At 69.9% G+C, this 19834-nt stretch carries 22 protein-coding genes and 1 pseudogene; 12 read left to right on the forward strand and 11 right to left on the reverse strand.

Features of this window, described 5'->3' with window-relative positions:
- The first annotated feature begins 86 nt into the window (after positions 1–86).
- Positions 87–971, forward strand: a complete 885-nt coding sequence (locus ACFZBP_RS17375) for a DUF6879 family protein (protein WP_391413929.1) — start codon at positions 87–89, stop codon at positions 969–971.
- Here the strand turns inward: ACFZBP_RS17375 and ACFZBP_RS17380 are convergent.
- Both ACFZBP_RS17380 and ACFZBP_RS17385 read right to left on the reverse strand, forming a co-directional pair.
- Complete coding sequence (locus tag ACFZBP_RS17380; protein WP_391413931.1) at positions 955–1227, reverse strand: DUF397 domain-containing protein; 273 nt, start codon at positions 1225–1227, stop codon at positions 955–957. The genes ACFZBP_RS17375 and ACFZBP_RS17380 overlap by 17 nt on opposite strands.
- Positions 1209–2042: a Scr1 family TA system antitoxin-like transcriptional regulator gene (locus tag ACFZBP_RS17385; protein ID WP_391413933.1), complete on the reverse strand. Its 834-nt coding sequence runs from the start codon at positions 2040–2042 to the stop codon at positions 1209–1211. Before ACFZBP_RS17385 ends, ACFZBP_RS17380 begins: the two co-directional genes overlap by 19 nt.
- A gap of 318 nt (positions 2043–2360) precedes the next feature.
- On the opposite strand from ACFZBP_RS17385, the gene ACFZBP_RS17390 reads away from it, so the two are divergent.
- The 6 genes from ACFZBP_RS17390 to ACFZBP_RS17415 all read left to right on the forward strand — a co-directional run bounded on the left by ACFZBP_RS17390 (position 2361) and on the right by ACFZBP_RS17415 (position 5532).
- On the forward strand, positions 2361–2576 hold the full coding sequence (locus tag ACFZBP_RS17390; RefSeq protein ID WP_048586377.1) for a hypothetical protein: 216 nt from the start codon (positions 2361–2363) through the stop codon (positions 2574–2576).
- A gap of 82 nt (positions 2577–2658) precedes the next feature.
- On the forward strand, positions 2659–3225 hold the full coding sequence (locus tag ACFZBP_RS17395; protein ID WP_391413935.1) for a DUF1266 domain-containing protein: 567 nt from the start codon (positions 2659–2661) through the stop codon (positions 3223–3225).
- Between the two features lie 26 nt (positions 3226–3251).
- A complete protein-coding gene (locus ACFZBP_RS17400; protein WP_391413937.1) occupies positions 3252–3383 on the forward strand; it encodes a hypothetical protein in 132 nt (43 codons plus the stop codon).
- On the forward strand, positions 3380–4126 hold the full coding sequence (recO, locus tag ACFZBP_RS17405; protein ID WP_383449281.1) for a DNA repair protein RecO: 747 nt from the start codon (positions 3380–3382) through the stop codon (positions 4124–4126). Before ACFZBP_RS17400 ends, recO begins: the two co-directional genes overlap by 4 nt.
- 16 nt (positions 4127–4142) lie before the next feature.
- On the forward strand, positions 4143–4976 hold the full coding sequence (locus ACFZBP_RS17410) for an isoprenyl transferase (protein ID WP_383449280.1): 834 nt from the start codon (positions 4143–4145) through the stop codon (positions 4974–4976).
- A 37-nt stretch (positions 4977–5013) separates the two neighbouring features.
- The gene (locus ACFZBP_RS17415; protein WP_383449279.1) at positions 5014–5532 is read left to right on the forward strand and encodes a YcxB family protein; all 519 of its coding nucleotides are present in this window, start codon (positions 5014–5016) and stop codon (positions 5530–5532) included.
- Positions 5533–5613: 81 nt separating this feature from the next.
- Here the strand turns inward: ACFZBP_RS17415 and ACFZBP_RS17420 are convergent, their stop codons facing one another.
- From ACFZBP_RS17420 to ACFZBP_RS17435, 4 genes are read right to left on the reverse strand one after another with little or no spacing between them, the layout of a single operon-like run.
- On the reverse strand, positions 5614–6024 hold the full coding sequence (locus ACFZBP_RS17420; protein ID WP_234768065.1) for a Fur family transcriptional regulator: 411 nt from the start codon (positions 6022–6024) through the stop codon (positions 5614–5616).
- Positions 6025–6083: 59 nt separating this feature from the next.
- On the reverse strand, positions 6084–6986 hold the full coding sequence (locus tag ACFZBP_RS17425) for an iron chelate uptake ABC transporter family permease subunit (RefSeq protein ID WP_391413940.1): 903 nt from the start codon (positions 6984–6986) through the stop codon (positions 6084–6086).
- A complete protein-coding gene (locus ACFZBP_RS17430) occupies positions 6986–7753 on the reverse strand; it encodes an ATP-binding cassette domain-containing protein (protein ID WP_391413943.1) in 768 nt (255 codons plus the stop codon). Before ACFZBP_RS17430 ends, ACFZBP_RS17425 begins: the two co-directional genes overlap by 1 nt.
- Before the next feature lie 19 nt (positions 7754–7772).
- Entirely contained in the window at positions 7773–8732 is a 960-nt protein-coding gene (locus ACFZBP_RS17435) for a metal ABC transporter solute-binding protein, Zn/Mn family (RefSeq protein ID WP_391413945.1), read from the reverse strand.
- A 162-nt stretch (positions 8733–8894) separates the two neighbouring features.
- On the opposite strand from ACFZBP_RS17435, the gene ACFZBP_RS17440 reads away from it, so the two are divergent.
- A complete protein-coding gene (locus ACFZBP_RS17440; RefSeq protein ID WP_383449275.1) occupies positions 8895–10277 on the forward strand; it encodes a glycine--tRNA ligase in 1383 nt (460 codons plus the stop codon).
- A gap of 3 nt (positions 10278–10280) precedes the next feature.
- On the opposite strand, the gene ACFZBP_RS17445 is transcribed toward ACFZBP_RS17440, so the two are convergent.
- On the reverse strand, positions 10281–12176 hold the full coding sequence (locus tag ACFZBP_RS17445; protein ID WP_391413948.1) for a protein kinase: 1896 nt from the start codon (positions 12174–12176) through the stop codon (positions 10281–10283).
- A gap of 164 nt (positions 12177–12340) precedes the next feature.
- Between ACFZBP_RS17445 and ACFZBP_RS17450 the strand changes: the two are divergent.
- Both ACFZBP_RS17450 and ACFZBP_RS17455 read left to right on the forward strand, forming a co-directional pair.
- A pseudogene (locus ACFZBP_RS17450) lies at positions 12341–12731 on the forward strand (VOC family protein).
- A 101-nt stretch (positions 12732–12832) separates the two neighbouring features.
- Complete coding sequence (locus tag ACFZBP_RS17455) at positions 12833–13450, forward strand: LysE family transporter (protein ID WP_391413950.1); 618 nt, start codon at positions 12833–12835, stop codon at positions 13448–13450.
- A 261-nt stretch (positions 13451–13711) separates the two neighbouring features.
- Here ACFZBP_RS17455 and ACFZBP_RS17460 read toward each other — a convergent pair whose 3' ends face one another.
- On the reverse strand, positions 13712–14080 hold the full coding sequence (locus tag ACFZBP_RS17460; protein ID WP_391413952.1) for a HEAT repeat domain-containing protein: 369 nt from the start codon (positions 14078–14080) through the stop codon (positions 13712–13714).
- Positions 14081–14378: 298 nt separating this feature from the next.
- Between ACFZBP_RS17460 and ACFZBP_RS17465 the strand changes: the two genes are divergently transcribed.
- Positions 14379–15497 (forward strand): methyltransferase domain-containing protein, encoded by a 1119-nt coding sequence (locus ACFZBP_RS17465; RefSeq protein ID WP_391413954.1) that lies wholly within the window; start codon positions 14379–14381, stop codon positions 15495–15497.
- Here the strand turns inward: ACFZBP_RS17465 and ACFZBP_RS17470 are convergent.
- Together ACFZBP_RS17470 and ACFZBP_RS17475 are read right to left on the reverse strand one after the other, a co-directional pair.
- The gene (locus ACFZBP_RS17470) at positions 15494–16426 is read right to left on the reverse strand and encodes a serine hydrolase (RefSeq protein ID WP_391413957.1); all 933 of its coding nucleotides are present in this window, start codon (positions 16424–16426) and stop codon (positions 15494–15496) included. The two genes, ACFZBP_RS17465 and ACFZBP_RS17470, sit on opposite strands and share 4 nt — an antisense overlap.
- A gap of 216 nt (positions 16427–16642) precedes the next feature.
- On the reverse strand, positions 16643–17548 hold the full coding sequence (locus ACFZBP_RS17475) for a LysR family transcriptional regulator (RefSeq protein WP_391413959.1): 906 nt from the start codon (positions 17546–17548) through the stop codon (positions 16643–16645).
- Positions 17549–17751: 203 nt separating this feature from the next.
- On the opposite strand from ACFZBP_RS17475, the gene bla reads away from it, so the two are divergent.
- Positions 17752–18705: a class A beta-lactamase gene (bla, locus tag ACFZBP_RS17480; RefSeq protein ID WP_391413961.1), complete on the forward strand. Its 954-nt coding sequence runs from the start codon at positions 17752–17754 to the stop codon at positions 18703–18705.
- A 15-nt stretch (positions 18706–18720) separates the two neighbouring features.
- Here bla and ACFZBP_RS17485 read toward each other — a convergent pair whose 3' ends face one another.
- Positions 18721–19779 carry a glycosyl hydrolase family 18 protein gene (locus tag ACFZBP_RS17485; RefSeq protein ID WP_391413964.1) on the reverse strand — a complete coding sequence of 353 codons (1059 nt, stop codon included), beginning with the start codon at positions 19777–19779 and terminating at the stop codon, positions 18721–18723.
- Between the last annotated feature and the right edge of the window lie 55 nt (positions 19780–19834).

Genomic DNA, 19834 nt, shown 5'->3' on the forward strand with positions numbered 1-19834 from the left:
CCGACGGGGGATGAGAAATGAGCGGAGCGTCATCGTTAGGAACAGGCGGCAACGGGCAAGGGGCGCCGCGTCCGGAACAGCCGCGTATGCCCAAGATGTTCTGGCGCATAGTGATCACCGCGGGTGCCGCGGGCGGTGCCTTCCTGCTGACCAGCATCCTGGACCAGGACGACGGCAACATCTGGCAGTGGGTGGCGTCCATCGTCATCGGCAGCGCGGCGCTGATCGTGCAGTACCTGATCGACTTCGGCGAGCGGTTCGAGAAGGTCGACACGCGCTTCAACGAGATCCTCGCCGCGACGGAGCTGTTCAGTCAGGTCGACGGCTCCGTGCTGCGCTCGGACGAGGTGACCCGGCTGGTCCTCGGCTACACCAAGGTCCGTGAGCGGGGCGGCGACATCGTGCAGGCCTTCGCCGAGAAGGAGCTGGGCCGTCTCGCCAAGATGATGGAGGGCCTCGGCAGCGGCACCGCGGACTGCCCCGGCGAGAACCACGAGTGGCTGATCGACCTCACCGACTGCGTCAAGATGACCCTCGACGCCACCAGCACCTCGGTGGACCGGGAGTTCTGGACCAGCGGGCCCGCCGACCGGTACCTCGCCGCGCAGGAGAAGGCGATCAAGCGGCGGGGCGTGGAGATCCGGCGCCTGTTCATCGTACGGACCGAGGACGAGGTCACACCTGAGCTCAGGGCACTGTGCGACGACCATCGACGGCGGGGCATCGACGCGCGTATCGCGGTGCGGTCGCTGATGGAGTCCAACCCCAGGGTCAGCGACTTCATCGTCTTCGACGGCGAGCTCTGCCACGAGACGAAGCCGGACCAGGAGAACAACCCGGACAGCACCCTGCTCAGCGCCGAGCCCGACCATATCGAGGACCACATCACCCAGTTCACGGAGCTGTGGGCCGAGGCGGAGCGTCAGCAGACGGCTCAACCGAGGGGGCCCCGGGTCACCGCAGAGACGTGACGAACCTGTCCCAGGCGGGGGCGGTAATGAGGAGGACGGGGCTCTGCGAGGCGAGCTTGGAGTCCCGAACGGGCACGGTGCCGGGGACTCCGTCGGCTACCTCGACGCAACTTCCGCCCTCGCCGTTGCTGTAGCTGCTCTTACGCCAACGGGCGGCGCCGGGGAAGTCGTAGGCGACCTCGATGCAGTCGCCGCCCTCGCCGTTGCTGTAGCTGCTCTTGCGCCAGCGTGCGTTGCTCAGGTCGTACTCGCGCATCGTCTGAAGTCCTCAGCCGCCGATTCGATCAGGGCCAGGGACGCCGACGGCGACAGTGCGGTGCCCCTGAGCAGATCGTATGCGCGCTGGGCGCGCTTCACCACAGCCGGATCGTCAAGCAGCGTCCCCGAAAACGAGGTCTCTGTATAGGCGACCGGCGGCGCGTCATCGAAGGCCATGAGTTTCAGCGCCCCGATCATCGACGCGTGCGCTCCGGCCGCATACGGGACCACCATCACCCACACCGTGCGCTCGCGCATCAGCCGAGCGATGCGCTCCAGTTGCTCGGCCATCGCCGCCGGGCCGCCCACCGGGACACGCAGCACGTTCTCGTGCAGGATCACCCAATACTCGGGCCTTGTAGCGTCCTTGAGGATGTGCTGGCGCTCCAGGCGCGCCGCAACCTTCTCCTCGACGTACTCATCGGTGACGAACGGGTTGGCCGCCAGGGTGATCGCCTCGGCGTACGCCGATGTCTGCAACAGGCCAGGCACCACCGTGGGCGCGAACTCGCAGATCTTCGTGGCAAGCCGCTCCAGCTCCACCACCTCTGCGAAGTAATCCGCGTACCGCTGGTCATTGATGAGCCGTCGCCACATCCGCTCGAAAATACCGTCGGTTTGTAGCGCCTCATCAATCCTCTGCGCCGCGTCCAATTGGGGTTTTCGGATCGCCTGTTCGAACTGGCCGATGTATCCGCCGGAAACAAATACCCGGGCCCCCAGTTCCACCTGAGTAAGCCCCGCATCCTCCCTCCGCCGCTTCAGTTCCGCGCCGAAGAACTCCCACGCCGCCTGACGTGAAGCATTGGCCATGGCCAACCCCCTTGCACTTCCCCGCACTTGTAGGGCACAGACTCCTGCCGAGTGTAGGCGTCGCAGGTCAGGATGGAGATGAAATGAGTGAAACCCAAATAGAGGGGGAGTGACCGTGACGGCACGACACTCGGCGCACTGCGTCGAAGAAGCGGAGGAAGCAGTGAAGGAATTGCGGGCGGTGCTGCAGAAGGCAGGAATTACGCTCCCGACACTCCGGATCGACCCGGCGAGTCTTGCGCGTGAAGCCCCTTGCCCGCTCGTCGAATTGGGCCGGTGTTCGGTCGAGACCGCGCAGCGCCTCGCGGCGGTACTGCGATGAAGCCACCGATCGGGTCGTACGTCGTCGACACGCGCAACGGAAGAATCGGCATCGTCATGGGACACGAGGGACCGTACGTCCAACTCAGACCGTACGGCGGCGGCAAGGAATGGGACGCCGAGCCCGGGGTCGTCCGTACGGCCAGCCCCGCCGAGCGGCTGCGCGCGGCGACCGCGTACGCGAACGCGCGAAGCCGGGGTGAGGTTCCTTGACCGTCCCGTAGGGTGCGGCGGCATGGGCTTGTGGAGATGGAGATGGAGACGGAGAGGGCCGAAGGCCATCCGCCGCTACCCCGTGCCGCTCACCGCGCACCAGCTGTGGATGGTGTCGCTGAGCGCGCCGGTGACCAGGGACCGCAGTGCCTCGCGGACCACGTTGTACCCGTTCACGCGGATCGACGACGACGGAGCCCGGCGCTGGCTGGCCGAGCAGTGGGAGATCACCTCGCGTGCGCAGCTGGTCGGCCGGCTCGACGAGCTGTCGCGCAGCGGGTACCGGGCCCGGGCGTACCGGGTCACCGGCGTCTCGCCGCTCGCGTGGGACGCCGCGCTGTACGTCGACATCGCCCGCCGCGGCTTCGCGTGCGGGCTGATCGACGAGGCCGACGCCTGGACCGCGCTGAAGAACATCGTGCCGGCGGTGGTGGGGACGTATGCCTCCTGGCAGGAGTACGCCGCTCACTACCTGCTCGGCCGGAAGGTCTGGCGGGAGGGGCTGCGGGGGACGGCGGACGACGGTTTCCCGGCGCCGCAGGCGACCGCCGACGCGCATCTGCGTGCCCTGCTGGACCCGGAGAATCGTTCCAGCCCGTGGAACCTGGCCCCCTGGAACACCATCAGCCACCCCGACCGCGCCCGGTGACTCCGGGCGTACGCGAGAATGAACCCATGAGTCTGTTCCGCGACGACGGCATCGTCCTGCGCACCCAGAAGCTGGGCGAAGCGGACCGGATCATGCTGTGCCTTCCCGGGGGACACCCCCCGGCCCCCCGGCCGAAAGCCCGCGGAGGCGCGCGATGAGTCTGTTCCGCGACGACGGCGTCGTCCTGCGCACCCAGAAGCTCGGCGAGGCGGACCGGATCATCACGCTGCTGACGCGCGGGCACGGGCGCGTGCGGGCCGTGGCCCGGGGGGTGCGGCGGACCAAGTCGAAGTTCGGGGCGCGGCTCGAACCGTTCTCCCACGTCGACGTGCAGTTCTTCGCGCGCGGGAGCGAGCTGATCGGGCGCGGGCTGCCGTTGTGCACGCAGAGCGAGACCATCGCTCCGTACGGCGGCGGGATCGTCAGCGACTACGCCCGCTACACCGCCGGGACGGCCATGCTGGAGACCGCAGAGCGGTTCACCGACCACGAGGGCGAGCCGGCGGTCCAGCAGTACCTGCTGCTGGTCGGCGCCCTGCGCACCCTCTCCCGCGGCGAGCACGCCCCGCACCTCGTCCTCGACGCCTTCCTGCTCCGCTCCCTCGCCGTCAACGGCTACGCCCCCAGCTTCAGCGACTGCGCGAAGTGCGGCCTGCCCGGACCGAACCGCTTCTTCTCCGTGGCCTCCGGGGGCTCGGTCTGTGCCGACTGCCGGGTGGCCGGTAGCGTCGTACCGTCACCGCAGACCCTCGAACTGCTCGGTGCGCTGCTTACGGGAGACTGGGAGACGGCCGACGCCTGCGAGGCGCGGCACGTCCGGGAGGGCAGCGGGCTGGTGTCCGCCTATCTGCACTGGCATCTGGAGCGCGGGCTGCGCTCGCTTCGGTACGTGGAAAAGTAAGGGAGACGAGAAGCACATGGTCGTACGCGGGTTCCTGGGGCGTCAGCGCCGCGAGTACAGGGCGCCGGAGCCGCATCCGTCCGGTGCCCGCGCGCCGAAGCTCCCGGGCGAGCTGATCCCGAAGCACGTGGCGATCGTCATGGACGGGAACGGCCGCTGGGCCAAGGAGCGGGGGCTGCCCCGTACCGAGGGGCACAAGGTTGGTGCCGAGCGGGTGCTGGACGTGCTCCAGGGCGCGGTCGAGATGGGGGTGGGGGCGATCTCCCTGTACGCCTTCTCCACCGAGAACTGGAAGCGGTCGCCCGACGAGGTGCGCTTCCTGATGAACTTCAACCGCGACTTCATCCGCAAGACCCGTGATCAGCTGGACGAGCTGGGCATCCGGGTGCGGTGGGTCGGCCGGATGCCGAAGCTGTGGAAGTCGGTCGCCAAGGAGCTTCAGGTCGCGCAGGAGCAGACCAAGGACAACGACAAGCTGACGTTGTACTTCTGCATGAACTACGGCGGGCGGGCCGAGATCGCTGATGCCGCGCAGGCGTTGGCGGAGGACGTGCGGGCCGGGCGGCTGGATCCGGCGAAGGTCAACGAGAAGACGTTCGCCAAGTACCTGTACTACCCAGACATGCCGGACGTGGACCTCTTCCTCCGTCCGAGCGGTGAGCAGCGCACCTCCAACTACCTTCTCTGGCAGAGCGCTTACGCCGAGATGGTCTTCCAGGACGTGCTGTGGCCGGACTTCGACCGCCGTGACCTGTGGCGCGCCTGCGTCGAGTTCGCGTCGCGTGACCGGCGGTTCGGCGGGGCCATCCCGAACGAGGAACTGCTGGCCATGGAGGGCAAGCAGGACTGAGGGCCGGTGGTGTGGGCGGGACGCTAGGGTTCCGCCCATGGATCATCAGGGGCGGGACATCGGTCCGGGCGTGGACGCCGTCGAGCTGGCGTACCAGCCTGTGCGCGAGGATTTTCTCAAGGCGGTCCTCGTGCGGGAGCGCATACGTCGACTGCACCTGCTGCGCTGGGCTCTGGTCGCGCTGTTCGTGTGGCTCACCGTGACGCAGGTGATGTCGGGATGGCCGTTGTCGGCGGTGCTCACCTTGCTGTGCGCCGCCATGATCTTTGGGATTCCACATCTGCAGGCCCATCACGGGCTGCGTACGGTGTCCTGGCAGGGCGGGTACCGGACGACCGTCAGTGACACGGGGGTCACCACCGTCACCGACCATATGACGCTGGCCCAGCGCTGGTCGGTGTTCCGGGGGTACCGGGAGACCCGCGACCACCTGGTCCTTCTCAGCCGGGATCCGAACGTCCTGCTCGTGGAGGTCCTGCCGAAGCGCGGCGCGGCGGACCCGACCGACATCGACCGCCTGCGCACCCTGCTGGCCCACCACCTGCCCCGCGTGTAACCCCGCCCCATCCCTGCGCCCCTTCTGGGGGCGCAGCCCCCAGGGATGGGTCGGGTAGGGGCGGCGGGGGCGAAGAAGTGCTCAGGTCGACGCGCAGTCGGCGCAGGTGCCGAAGATCTCCACTGTGTGGGCCACGTTCACGAAGCCGTGCTCCGCGGCGATCGCGTCGGCCCACTTCTCGACCGCCGGACCCTCGACCTCGACCGCCTTGCCGCAGACACGGCAGACGAGGTGGTGATGGTGTTCGCCGGTGGAGCAGCGGCGGTAGACGGACTCGCCGTCGGCGGTCCGCAGGACATCGACCTCACCGGCGTCGGCGAGGGACTGCAGGGTGCGGTAGACCGTGGTGAGCCCGACCGAGTCGCCCTTGTGCTTGAGCATGTCGTGGAGTTCCTGCGCGCTGCGGAACTCGTCGACCTCGTCAAGGGCCGCCGCCACGGCGGCCCGCTGCCGAGTCGCGCGGCCCTTCACGGGCGGTCCAGCGACTGTCACCGGTTGCCTCCTCACGTCTGCACTTGCCGGGCCATTGTGCCAGCCCGGACTGTCAGCGGTCAGACGCCGACCTTGCCCGAGCCCTCACGGCTGGCCGGAATCGCACACTCCGCCGGGTCACCGGAGGGCTGCGCGGCGGCAAGCGCGCGGGCGCGGCGCCGGGCCAGCGGGGCCGCCAGCGCGGTCAGCGCGATGAACGCGCCGATGGTCAGCAGGACGATCGTCGCGCCGGGCGGGACGTCCTGGTAGTAGGACGTCACCGTGCCGCCGATCGTCACCGTGACGCCGATCGCCACGGCGATGGCGAACGTCGCCGCGAAGCTCCGCGTCAGCTGCTGGGCGGCCGCCACCGGCACCACCATCAGCGCGCTCACCAGGAGCAGGCCGACCACGCGCATCGCCACCGTCACCGTCACCGCCGCGGTGATCGCCGTCAGCAGGTTCAGGGCGCGGACCGGCAGGCCCGTGACCCGCGCGAACTCCTCGTCCTGGCTCACCGCGAACAGCTGACGGCGCAGGCCGAGGGTGACCAGGACCACGAAGGCCGCCAGCAGGATGATCGCCGTCACGTCCGACTCGCTGACCGTGGAGAGGGAGCCGAAGAGGTACGAGGTCAGGTTGGCGTTCGAGCCGTTCGGGGCGAGGTTGATCAGCATCACGCCGCCGGCCATGCCGCCGTAGAAGAGCATCGCGAGCGCGAGGTCGCCGCGCATCCTGCCGTACCAGCGGATCAGCTCCATGGCGACCGCGCCAAGGACCGACACCAGTGTCGCCATCCACACCGGGGACCAGGAGAGCAGGAAGCCGAGGCCTACGCCCGTCATGGCCACGTGGCCGATGCCGTCGCCCATCAGGGCCTGGCGGCGCTGGACCAGGTAGATGCCCACGGCGGGGGCCGTGATGCCGACCAGGACCGCGGCGAGCAGCGCCCGCTGCATGAAGTCGTAGTTGAGGAAGTCCATCAGCTCAGCAGTCCCGTCCTGATCGGTTCGGCGTCGTGAGCCGCGTGCGGGTGTACGTGGTCGTGACCGGGCAGCGCGTGCTGGCCGACGGCCTTCGGGGGCGGGCCGTCGTGCAGCACGCAGCCGTCGCGCAGGACGACCGCCCGGTCGATCAGGGGCTCCAGCGGGCCGAGTTCGTGCAGCACGAGCAGGACCGTCGCACCGGCCGCGACCTGCTCCCGCAGCGTCTGCGCGAGCACCTCCTGGCTGGCCAGGTCCACGCCCGCCATCGGCTCGTCCATGATCAGCAGCTCGGGCTGGGAGGCGAGCGCGCGGGCGATCAGTACGCGCTGGTGCTGGCCGCCGGACAGGGCGCCCACCGAGTCCTTCACGCGGTCCGCCATGCCGACCAGCTCCAGGGCGTGCCGTACGGCCGCGTGGTCGGCCTTGCGGAAGACGCCGAAGCGGGTGCGGGACAGACGGCCCGCGGAGACGACCTCGCCCACCGTGGCGGGCACCCCGCCCGCGGCCGTCGTGCGCTGCGGGACGTAGCCCACACGCGCCCAGTCGCGGAACCGGCGCCGGTCCCTGCCGAACAGCTCGATCTCGCCGGCGCTGACCGGCACCTGGCCGATGACGGTGCGCACCGCGGTCGACTTGCCCGAGCCGTTGGCGCCGAGCAGCGCGACTACCTCACCGCGGTGCACGGTGAGGTCGATGCCGCGCAGGACGGGGCGCGAGCCCAGCTCGGCGCGGACGCCGCGCAGCGATATGACGGGCTCGGTCATGCCGTCCTCCGTACGTTGGTCACTTGGCTCCCAGGGCCGTCTTCAGGGCCGTGAGGTTGGCCTGCATGACCTCGAAGTAGTCGTCGCCCTTGGACTTGTCGGTGATGCCCTCGAGCGGGTCGAGGACGTCCGTCTTGAGGCCCGCGTCGTCGGCGAGGGTCTTCGCGGTCTTGTCGGACACCAGTGTCTCGTAGAAGACGGTGGTGACGCCGTCGGCCTTGGCCTCCTGCTGGAGCTCCTTGATCCGGGCCGGGCTGGGCTCGCTCTCCGGATCGAGGCCGGAGATGGCCTCCTGGGTCAGGCCGTAGCGCTCGGCGAGGTAGGTGAAGGCGGCGTGGTTGGTGAAGAAGACCTTGGTCTTGGTGTTCCTCAGGCCGTCCGCGAACTCGGTGTTGAGCCCGTCGAGCTTCTTGACCAGGGCCTCGGTGTTCTTCTTGTAGTCGGCCGCGTGGTCAGGGTCGGCCTTCTCGAAGGCCGCGCCGACCCCCTTGGCGACCTCGGCGTACTTCACCGGGTCGAGCCAGATGTGCGGGTCGCGGGCGTGCTCTTCCTCCTCGGAGTGCGCCTCCTCGCCCTCGTGCTCGTGCTCGACGTCGCCGTGGTCCTCCAGCTTGGTGAGGGTGGCGGCGTCGATCTTCGTCTTGAGACCGGACGCCTGGCCGATGGCCTCGTCGACGGACGGCTGCAGACCCTTGAGGTAGAGCGCGGCGTCGGACTCCTCCAGCTGGGCGCGCTGCTGGGCGCTGATCTCCAGGTCGTGCGGCTCCTGGCCGGGTTCGGTCAGACTGGAGACGTTCACATGGCCGCCGCCGATCTGCTCGGCGAGGAAGGCCATGGGGTAGAACGACGCGACGACGTCGAACTTGTCCGTGTTGCCCGCGGCCGCGCTGTCCGAGGAGCAGGCGGACAGGGTGCCGGCACCGAGAGCGGTGACGGCCGCCAGGGCGAGCGCGGATATGTGATGTCGTCGTACGTTCATGACAGTCATTTTCAGCAAAATTGGAAACGATTGTCAACAAGCGTGATGAGCGGTCCACAGAGGGCAACCGATTTGGTTGAGGGGGATCCCCCGCCGGTACCCTGAAGCATTCGCTGTGAAGCGCCTCGCTTCGTCGCCCGTCGTCGTAATGAAGAGAGCACCGTGGCCGCCGACAAGATCGACACCATCGTCAGCCTGAGCAAGCGCCGTGGCTTCGTATTCCCCTGCAGTGAGATCTACGGCGGCCAGCGCGCCGCCTGGGACTACGGGCCGCTGGGTGTCGAGCTCAAGGAGAACCTGAAGCGCCAGTGGTGGCGCTACATGGTGACGTCGCGCGAGGACGTGGTCGGTATCGACTCGTCCGTCATCCTTGCCCCCGAGGTCTGGGTCGCCTCCGGTCACGTCGCCACCTTCACGGACCCGCTCACCGAGTGCACCTCCTGTCACAAGCGCTTCCGCGCGGACCACCTGGAGGAGGCGTACGAGGCGAAGAAGGGCCACCTCCCGGAGAACGGCCTCACCGACGTCAACTGCCCCAACTGCGGTAACAAGGGCCAGTTCACCGAGCCCAAGCAGTTCTCGGGTCTCCTCTCCACCCACCTCGGCCCGACGCAGGACTCCGGCTCCATCGCCTACCTGCGCCCCGAGACCGCCCAGGGCATCTTCACCAACTTCGCCCAGGTGCAGATCGCCTCGCGCAAGAAGCCCCCGTTCGGCATCGCGCAGATGGGCAAGTCCTTCCGCAACGAGATCACGCCCGGCAACTTCATCTTCCGCACCCGCGAGTTCGAGCAGATGGAGATGGAGTTCTTCGTCAAGCCGGGCGAGGACGAGAAGTGGCAGGAGTACTGGATGGAGCAGCGCTGGAACTGGTACACCGGCCTGGGCCTGCGCGAGGAGAACATGCGGTGGTACGAGCACCCCAAGGAGAAGCTCTCCCACTACTCCAAGCGCACCGCTGACATCGAGTACCGCTTCCAGTTCGGCGGCAACGAGTGGGGCGAGCTGGAGGGTGTCGCCAACCGCACCGACTACGACCTCGGCGCGCACTCCAAGGCCTCCGGCCAGGACCTCGCCTACTACGACCAGGAGGCCCAGGAGCGCTGGACGCCGTACGTCATCGAGCCGGCGGCCGGTGTCGGGCGCGCGATGCTCGCCTTCCTGCTCGACGCGTACGTCGAGGACGAGGCGCCGAACGCCAAGGGCAAGATGGAGAAGCGCACGGTCCTGCGCCTGGACCACCGCCTGGCGCCGGTGAAGGTCGCCGTCCTGCCGCTGTCCCGTAACGCGGAGCTCTCCCCGAAGGCCAAGGGCCTCGCCCAGTCGCTGCGGCAGAACTGGAACATCGAGTTCGACGACGCGGGCGCGATCGGTCGCCGGTACCGCCGCCAGGACGAGATCGGCACGCCGTTCTGTGTGACCGTCGACTTCGACACGCTGGACGACAACGCGGTCACGGTCCGCGAGCGGGACTCGATGAAGCAGGAGCGGGTGTCTCTCGACCAGATCGAGGGCTACCTGGCGAGCCGACTGATCGGTGCGTAGCACCTAGCCGGTGGAGCTGACGGGGGAAGTTGCGTCTCCCGTCAGCTTTTGTCCGTCGGGGCGGGCCACGGTGCACATGACGTAGCGGAAGCCCTTCTTCCAGTCGTCCTCGTGAGGCGTCCAGGTGTACAGCTGCGTGCTCTCCGGCTTGCTCACCGACTGGTATTTGTTCGCGCACAGCTTCGTCGACTCGGATTCGATGGCGCTGAAATCCATGCCCGCGGGCGCCTCTACGAAGCCGACGACCTCATCGTCGTGGGCGAGGGTGCAGCTCGCGAGGTAACTGGTGTAGGTGCCTCCGCTCTCCTGTTCGTTGAAGCAGTCTCCGACCGCGGAGTTGGTCACGCGAATCTGCTTGCCGACGTCGCGGAAGCTGCCGACCTGTCCGTACAGGGGAACGGACTTGTTGAAGACCAGGCAGGCCGTACTGCGCACGCCGGAGTCCCACCCCTGCTCGTTCGGCACGAGTGCGTAGGACTGGGCGTCGGCCATGCTGCGCACAGTCTTGTCCAGTGAGGACTTGCAGCGGTCGGCACCGTTCTCCCTCGCGTCATCGAGGGATGTGGCCGTTTCCGTCCTCATCACTTGCCCGTCCACCGAACTGGACTCTTCCAGGCAGTCGACCACCCCGACGGAATTGGGCTCACCCTTCAGCTTTCCCTGACCCCAGACCGTCGAGACACAGTCCCCCTGCTGCAACTCCTTGGTCAGATCCACGTTCTCCCCGTACATCCGCACCGGGCCGGTCGGGCTGGGCGTGTCCGAGCCCTCGCTCCCGTTCTCCGAGCCGACCAGGGACGCGCCCGCCCACAAGCCGCCTCCTATGAGTAGTGCCGCTACGGCGATGAGGGTGACGAGGACGCCGCGGGAGGGGCGGCGGGGTGAGCGGCGCTTTGGCTGGGCGTCGGCCGGGGGTGGGGTGTCGCCGGCGCCTGGTGGATGGTCGACCACCGTCTTGTCGGTGGGGGGCGGGGTCGGAGGGCTGTCCACCACGGTCTCGGCCGGGACGGGCGTCGGGGGCGGCTGCTCGGACCGGGCCGCCTCGGAGAGCAGGCGTGCCGCCTCCTCGCCTGGCATCCGCTGGTCGGGGTCCTTGGCCAGCAGCCCGGTCAGGACCGGGGTGAGGGGGCCCGCGCGGTCCAAGGGCGGGGGTTCCTCGAAGAGCAGGGCGGTCAGGGTGGAGGCCTCCGAGTCGCGGTCGAAGGGGCCGTTGCCGCTGACGGCGAAGTAGAGCGTGGCCCCGAGCGCGAAGAGGTCGGCGGCGGCACTCGGCGGTGCGCCGCGGGCCCGTTCCGGGGCGAGGAAACCGGGGGTTCCGACGAGCGCGGAGGTCGCGGTGAGGCGGGGTTCGCCGGAGTCGGGTTTGAGGGCGACGCCGTAGTCCGCGAGCAGGACCTGGCCGGGGAACTGGTGGAACGAGGCGTCGGTTCTGGAGCTCGCCAGCAGGATGTTGGCCGGTTTGACGTCGCGGTGGAGGATGCCGATGCGGTGGCCCGCCATGAGGGCGTCCAGGACGGCCAGGCCGATGCGGGCGGCCTCCGGCGCGTCCAGCGGGCCCCGCTCACGGACGACCTCCCCGAGGGTCGTCGCGCCAGGTACGTATGCCATCACGATGTACGGCAGCCCGTCCTCTTCGACGACGTCGTGCACCGTAGCCACGTGGGGGTGGTCGCGCAGGCGGGCGGCCAGGCGGGCCTCCTGCCGGGCCCGGGCCACGCGTCCGGCGATGTCCGCCTCCGGCAGGTCCTGCGCGAAGGTGATCTCCTTGACGGCGACCTCGCAGGCCAGATCGAGGTCGTAGGCGAGCCAGACGCGACCCATGCCGCCGGCGCCGATTCTGCGCAGCAGCCGGTAGCGTCTCGCGATCACCCGTCCCGCGCTGTCGTCGAAGCCCGACATCACAAGCCTCCGCCGAGACGTGAGTGGCCCCTGTTACGACCGTAGACCTTTGGTATTCGGGGTGCAATTCGGGCAATTGAGGCTGGAGTTGGTTGCCTGGTCAACCGCACGCGTTGGCCGTATTCCGCTGGCGGGCGCGGCACTCAGGGGACATGATCGCGCGCATGGCCTCAACGGTGACGAACATCGCGATCGAACTGTGCGGACGCCTATCAACTGGCGCGGTTCTGGGCGGAGGTGACCGGGCACCCGGTGGATCCCGAGGACGGGCCCGGGGACGCGGAGGCCGCGGTCTCGCTGCCCGGTGGGCCGGCCCTGTACTTCAACCAGGTGCCGGAGCCCAAGTCGACCAAGAACAGGCTCCATGTGTGTCTGCGGCCCCACACCACACGGGACGAGGAGGTTCAGCGGCTGCTGGGGCTGGGGGCCTCGGTGGTCGCTGATCGCCGTAAGGACGACGGGTGGGGGTGGGTCGTTCTCGCCGATCCGGAGGGCAACGAGTTCTGTGTGCTGCTGGCGGAGGCGGAGCGGGAGGCGTTGTCCGCGTCCGAGTAAGCGGAGGGCTCGTGAGCGGAGGGCTCGGGTTTCATTGGTCCCGGATACAGACGTCGCTTTGGCCCTGTAGGCGGGGCCACCGCGCGTCCAGGCTGGGGCGTATGAGCATCGCTTTCCTGCTGACCACCCTCGTGGTCGTCGCCACCCCCGGCACCGGGGTCGTCTACACCCTCGCCGCCGGGCTCTCCCGCGGCCGCCGCGCGAGCGTTGTCGCGGCCCTCGGCTGCACGGTCGGGATCGTGCCGCACCTGCTGGCCACGGTCACCGGGGTCGCCGCCGTGCTGCATGCGAGCGCCACGGCGTTCCAGGTCCTCAAGTACGCCGGTGTCGCCTATCTCCTGTACATGGCGTGGGCCACGCTCAAGGACACGGAGGCGCTCGGGGTCGACGAGGGGGCGGGGGGCGCGCCGGTGTCGGCCGGGCGCGTGGTCGTGCGGGGCGTTCTGGTCAACCTCCTCAACCCGAAACTGACCATCTTCTTCTTCGCGTTCCTGCCCCAGTTCGTGCACCCCGCCGAGGCGAACGCCCTGCCGCGGATGCTCGCGCTCGGCGGGGTGTTCATGCTGGTGACGTTCGTGGTCTTCGCGGCATACGGCGTCCTCGCGGCCTCCGTCCGCAGTCACGTCACCTCCCGGCCCCGGGTGATGACCTGGCTGCGGCGGGGCTTCGCCGGGTCGTTCGTGGCGCTGGGGGCGAAGCTGGCGGTGACGGCTCGCTAGGGGTGTTTCGAAAGTCCCGCACAGCACCCACGGCGCCCGGCACGCACCCTCGCCGCACTGGCCAAAGGCCCAGGTACGTCCAGTACGAGGGCCTTCGTCCGGCGCGCCGAGGGCACGCACCGGCTGCGACACCAGCCGCTGCCGCGGCGGGCGCGGGCACCGCACGGGACTTTCGAAACACCCCCTGGTTCGGTGACCGCATGGGTTCGCCAGGTCGGTGGTCCGTGCGCCCGGCCCGGCGACGTCACCGCGTGACGGTGATCACCGCAGGCAGGACATCGCGTCGGCGGCGCGGGGGTATCCGAGTTCGGCCAGGGACTGGGCGGCCTGCACGCGGTAGCGCCTTTCCAGGGTGGTGTCGTGGGCCAGGGCGTAGAGGAGGTCGGCGGCGCGGGGGTCTCCGAGATCCACCAGGGTCTCGGCGGCGTCCACGCGGTAGCCCCAGCTCAGGGTGGTGTCGTGGGCCAGGGCGTACAGCGGGTCAGTGGCCCGGGGGTCGCCGAACTCGGCCAGCAGTCCGGCGGCCATCACACGGTCGACGCCCTCCAGGGCGGTGCTGTGGGCCAGACCATGAAGGAGGTCGGGGGCACGCGGGTCGCCGAGTTCCGCCATGGACGCGGCGGCGGACACACGGTCGTCGCCCCAGCTCCGCCCACGGCTCCGACACCGTCACCCACACCCCTCAACCTGCTTGATAACGCTGTCAAGTTCACCGTAGAGCACCCGTCTCGCAAAAGGAGGCCGCAACCGACAGCTCGCGGTGCGACTCGTCGGAGAGACCGACGCGCGATTGATAGGCTGTTCGATCATGACGTACTTCTTCCCCCTCCGCTGACCGCTCCGTCGGCACGACGCGGATCCACCCGGCGCCGACGACGCGGGACGGTCATCCACCGTCCCGGGCTGCGACGTGGGAGAAGACGGCATCATGCGCACACGGCGCGTGTTCCTTCCGCATCCGCTGGTAGCGCGGTGTGTACGCGGGCTGGAGCCCGCACTTGGCACGGAGATTCTGCGGACCGGGTCCGCGACCATCGACTGGATCGGCCACCGTGAGGTGGGCTTCCGGAGCAGTACCGGTATCGATCACGGCAGGGACCTGCTGCTGCGTACCGCCGACGACCTCTTCCTGCTGGCCCGCCGCCAGGACGATGTCGGGCCGCACAAGGGCGACTTGGCCGCCCTGGCCGAGCTGGCCGGTGCGGTCGACCTGGCGGGGCTGGACCGGGAGCGGCGGGCGCGCGGTGGACCGGCCGGGTTCGGCGGGATCGAGGTCTCGGCGTCCTTCCTGGGACGCAGGACGTACAACCGCTACGACATCGAGGACGCCGTCGGCCGGGTACTGTCCGAGCGCGCCGGGGTGCCGTATCACGCGCGGCGGCACGGCGAGCCCGCGCCGTCCGGCCACAGCGGGTGGCGGCTGACGCTGGACGGCACCCATGCCACGCTGCTGCTCCGGTTGGGGCGGCGGCCCGCGCACCGGCGTGCCTACAAGAACGCGACCGTTCCGGGCACGCTGCATCCGCCGGTCGCCGCCGCCATGGCCCAAGCGGCCGAGCTACTCCCGGGACAGCGGGTGTTGGACCCGTGCTGTGGTGCGGGGACGCTGCTCATCGAGGCCCATCACGCCGTGCCCGGCACCACGCTGCTCGGCTTTGACCTCGATCCGGCCGCACGCCGGGCCGCACGGCGGAACGCCGGGCCGCTCCCGGTGACCGTCGAGCACGGCGACGCCGGGGCCCTCCCCGTCGCCGACCGCAGCATCGACCGCGTCCTGTGCAACCCGCCCTGGGGAGAACAGGTAGAAGCGGGCGGACGCCTCGCCGGGCACCCGGAGCGGTGGTGGCACGAACTCGCCCGGGTCCTGACCGACGGGGGGCGGGCGATCGTACTGCTGCCGGAGGCACGCGGACTGGGCCACGCCCTGGCGCTCGGCCTGACGCCCGTCCATGTGCAGCAACTGAGCCTGTTCGGCAGCCGCCCGCTGCTGGTCCGGCTCGAACGCCGACGGGAGAGGAGGCGCTCGCGGGGCCGGTCCGCAGGCTAGATCCACCTCGAACGGAGTTCGTCGCGCAGGCGTCGGGCGACCTGGCCCATGAGGGCGTCGGCGCCCGGCTGGCGGCCCGCGGCCACCCGGGACTCGGTCAGGACGGCGATCGCGTACGTCTGGCCGTCGGCGTGTTCGACGACGCCGACCTCGTGGCGCAGGTTGAGCAGCATGCCGGTCTTGGACGACCAGGTGGAGGCGTCGGAGTCGAAGTCCGGGGCGAGGCGGTTGCGTACGAGGTTGTTGGCCATGAAGCCGCGCACCTGTGCGGCGACCTCGGGGTGGACCGTCGAGGGCTCGACGGTGGGGCCGGGGCGCCAGAGGGCCTGGAGGAGGTCGACGAAGGCCCGTGCCGTGCCGGTGTTGGCGCGTGAGATGTCGAGTTGCGGGACCCGGTGTCCGCGGCCCGGGGTGCCGGCGTCGATCGCGAGGGCGTGCGCGAGGTGCACGTCCGCCGGGTCGAAACGCTCCACCGGCGTCTCCATCAGCTCGCGCATGGGGTGCCGTACGGCGATGCCGCGCAGCCCCAACTCCTCCAGGACCGAACCCACTTGGTCGGGTGGGGTGAGGGCGAACAGGGCGTCGGCGGCGCTGTTGTCGCTGATGCAGGTGCTGAGGTAGATCAGGTCCTCCACGGCGATATGAGCCGCGTGGCGGAAGCGGCTCACGCCGGTCGGACCGGGCGTGGTGATCCGCCCGGGCGGCACCTCGATCACCCGGGCGCCGTCGAGCTCCCCGCGCCGGATCCGCTCCAGCGTCACCAGAGCGAGCGGGATCTTCACGAGGGACGCCACAGGCAACTCGACGTCGGGCTCGATACCGATCTCGTCCCCCGTCTCCAGGTCCCGAACGAGAAACGACCCGAACAGCCCTCCTTCGCGCAGGTCCCGGCGCAGGGCGGTGAGGAGGCGGTCGGTGTCGGGGGTCATGGGGTTGCCTCTGGGGTGGTCTTGTCGGGGGGCAGGGGGCTGTCTCTGGGCCGGTGCCTTGTGGGTGGCCGGGGGAGGAGCCCTCGTGTGCGGGTGCGGCTCGATTCGACGCTGGGCGTCGGTCGGTCTCGTTGCGCGTCGGCGGTTTTCGGCGGGCGGGCGGGTCGTACGGGGCCTCCGCGCGCGGGGTGGTGGGGCGGCGTCGGTGTCGGGGGGTCATGTGGTCGGCTTCGGCGGGGCAGGTGCGGTCAGGCAGTGGGCGATGCCGTCCGTGCACGCGTGGCGGATGCGGGTCGCGTCGGGGTCGGACTCGTCCGTGATGGTCAGGGAGAAGCCGCGGGCGAGGGTGGGGCCCAGTTCGCCGAGGGGGCGCCAGTGGAGGTGGAGTTCTCGGGCCTGGGGGGCGGGGCAGAGGAGGACGTCGTCGTGGCGTAGTACGTGTGCTGCGGCGGCGGCCACGGTGGGCGCGATCGTCAGTTGGGACGGGCGTAGGCCCACCGCGTCGCGCAGGCGGGTGAGGCGGTCCCGGATGTGCGGGACGTCGTCCTCCGGCTGGAGCCACACGCGTCGGGGCCGCCGGTCGCGGTCGGACCGGCCGGGGCGCAGGGTGTCCAGGTAGATCGGGCCGCCGCCAGGGTCCTGGGCGACCGCAAGGCCAAGGGGGACCGTCCAGGTCGCCTCCGTGGGCGCCACGGCGAGCAGCGCCGCACGCACCTGGCGGGACGCCACGAGGTCGGCCCGCTCGGCGGGTCCGGCGGGGAACGGTTCGAGGTGGACCCCTTCCTCCTGGGCGTCCGCGATGAGGCGGGCCAGGGCGGCGGTCGGGCAGTCGGCGGGGACGGCCAGCCGCAGCGGCCGGTGCCGAGCGGCCTCCGCCTCGTGCTCCAACCGGTCGGCGAGCCGCACGAGTTGCCGTGCCGTCGGCAGCAGGTCCCGGCCGAAGGGCGTCAGCGTCACCGTCCGCGAGGACCGGTCCAGCAGCCGGTCGCCCAGGCGTTGCTCCAGCGCGGCGATACGGCGGCTCACCACCGACTGGGCCGTCCGGGCCGCCGCCGCGCCCACCGTGAAACTGCCGTGCTCACTGACACTGACGAACGCCCGGCATGCCGCGACAAGATCCACGCGCTCCACTATGCCAAAACAGCATGGAAGCGAGCGTTCGAGTCTTGGACCCCGGCACCCCGTCGGCCCGAGAGTGCTGGAGAACGGTCACCGCGGCCCAGGAGCCTGCCCTCGGGCCCTCGGGCCCTCGGGCCGGTGGCTCCTCATGTGCCCGTCCTCATGTCCTGATGTCCCATGTCCTCTACGGTTCGGAGGTCCATCCCATGACGTATTCGCCTTCACCGCGCACTCGCCGGGGAGCCGCCTGGACGGTGGCCGGAGTGCTCGCCCTCGCCGTGCTTCCGGCGTGCGGGAGCCAGGAAGCCGACTCCCGCACGGCTGCCGGCGCGGCGCGCCCCGCGTCGGCCACGGCCGCCACGAAGCCGACTGCCGGACAGTTCCGGGCGCTGGAGCGGGAGTTCGACGCACGGCTCGGAGTGTACGCCCTGGACACCGGCACGGGGCGCTCGGTCGGCTACCGGGCGGACGACCGGTTCGCGTACGCCTCCACGTTCAAGGCGCTGGCGGCGGGTGCCGTCCTGCGGAAGGTCGGCATGGACGGCATCGACAAGGTGGTCACGTTCTCGCGCGACGACCTGGTGGAGAACTCGCCGGTCTCGGAGAACTTCGTCGAGACCGGCATGAGCCTGCGCGGGCTGTGCGCCGCGACCCTCTGGTACAGCGACAACACCGCGGTCAATCTCCTCCTGAACGAACTCGGCGGGCCGGACGGCCTGGAGCGGGTCCTTGAGGACCTCGGCGACGACGTCACCGAGATGGACCGGTACGAGACCGACATGAGCGAAGGCAGGCCGGGCGACATCCGCGACACCAGCAGCCCGCGCGCGATGGCGGGGAGCCTGCGGGCCTTCCTGCTCGGCGACGCCCTGAAGCGGGACGAGCGGGACCTTCTGCGGCGGTGGATGACGACGAACGTGACCGGCGGCACCCTCATCAAGGCGGGCGTCCCTGACAGCTGGGAGGTGGCCGACAAGAGCGGTACCGCCGGCTACGGCGGACGCAACAACATCGCCGTACTGTGGCCGGACGACGGCGGCAATCCCATCGTCATGGCGGTCCTGTCCACCCGCGGCAAGCAGAACGCCGAGCGTCACGACGCCCTGATCGCCAAGGCGGCCACCGTGGCGGTCGAGGGCCTCGGACGTCAGCGGCCGTAGAGCAGCCCGCCTCGCTCAACGCCCCTGCAGCGACTTCACGTTGTCGCCGAACGTCCAGTTCTTCGAGCCGTCCCAGTTGACCGACCAGGTCATCAGGCCCTTGAGCGAGGTGCCGTAGTGCCGCCACGCCTGGGAGACCAGGCTCGGCGACATGTGGCCGCCGCCCGCGCCCGGTTGTGCGGGCAGGCCCGGCACCTGCTTGTCGTAGGGGACCTTGACGGTGGTGCCCTGGACGACCAGGCCCTTGGCGAGGCAGTCGGTCTGGGCGACGAAGCCCTCGACGGTGCCGGCGGAGTAGGAGTCGCCGGAACAGCCGTACATGCTGCCGTTGTAGTACTGCATGTTCAGCCACCACAGCCGGCCGTTGTCGGCGTACTTCTTGATGACGGGCAGGTACGCGCCCCAGATCGAGCCGTAGACCACGCTGCCCCCGGTGACGTACGCCGTCTCCGGGGCCATCGTCAGGCCGAAGTTCGACGGCATCCGGGCGAGGATCCCGTCGATGACACGGACCAGGTTGGCCTGGGACGTGGACAGTTGGCCGATGTTGCCGCTGCCGGTCAGGCCCGTCTCGATGTCTATGTCGACGCCGTCGAAGTTGTACTTCTTCAGGATCGGGACGATCGTCTCGACGAACCGGTCCGCGACGGCGGTCGAGTTGAGGTCGATGCCGGCCGTCGCACCGCCGATCGACAGCAGGATCGTCTGGCCGGAGGCCTTCGCCGCGCACATCTCGGCGGGCGTGGCCACCTTCACCCCGCTGTCCATGCCGTCCTCCCACAGGGCCGTTCCGTCGGAGCGGATGACCGGGAAGGCCGCGTTGATCACGTTGTAGCCGTGGGCCGCGATACGGGAGTCGGTGATCGGGGTCCAGCCGAAGGGCGGGTGGACGCCGCCCGCGGCGCCGTCCCAGTTCTCCCAGTAGCCCTGGAGGACCTTGCCGGACGGCCTCGACTTCACGGCGCAGGTGTCGGCCGTGGGGGCGGCGGACGCCGGGGTCGCGGCGGGGAGTTGGGCGAGACAGGCGGCGGTCGTCAGCGCGGTGGCGAGCAGGCGCAGGGCGCGGCGGAGCATGCGGGCCTCCCGGTGGGGGTGCGGTGAGGTGTCGTAGGCATGACAGTGCTCGTGG

It is taken from the genome of Streptomyces sp. NPDC008086 (genome assembly GCF_042957325.1).
Lineage (GTDB): Bacteria > Actinomycetota > Actinomycetes > Streptomycetales > Streptomycetaceae > Streptomyces.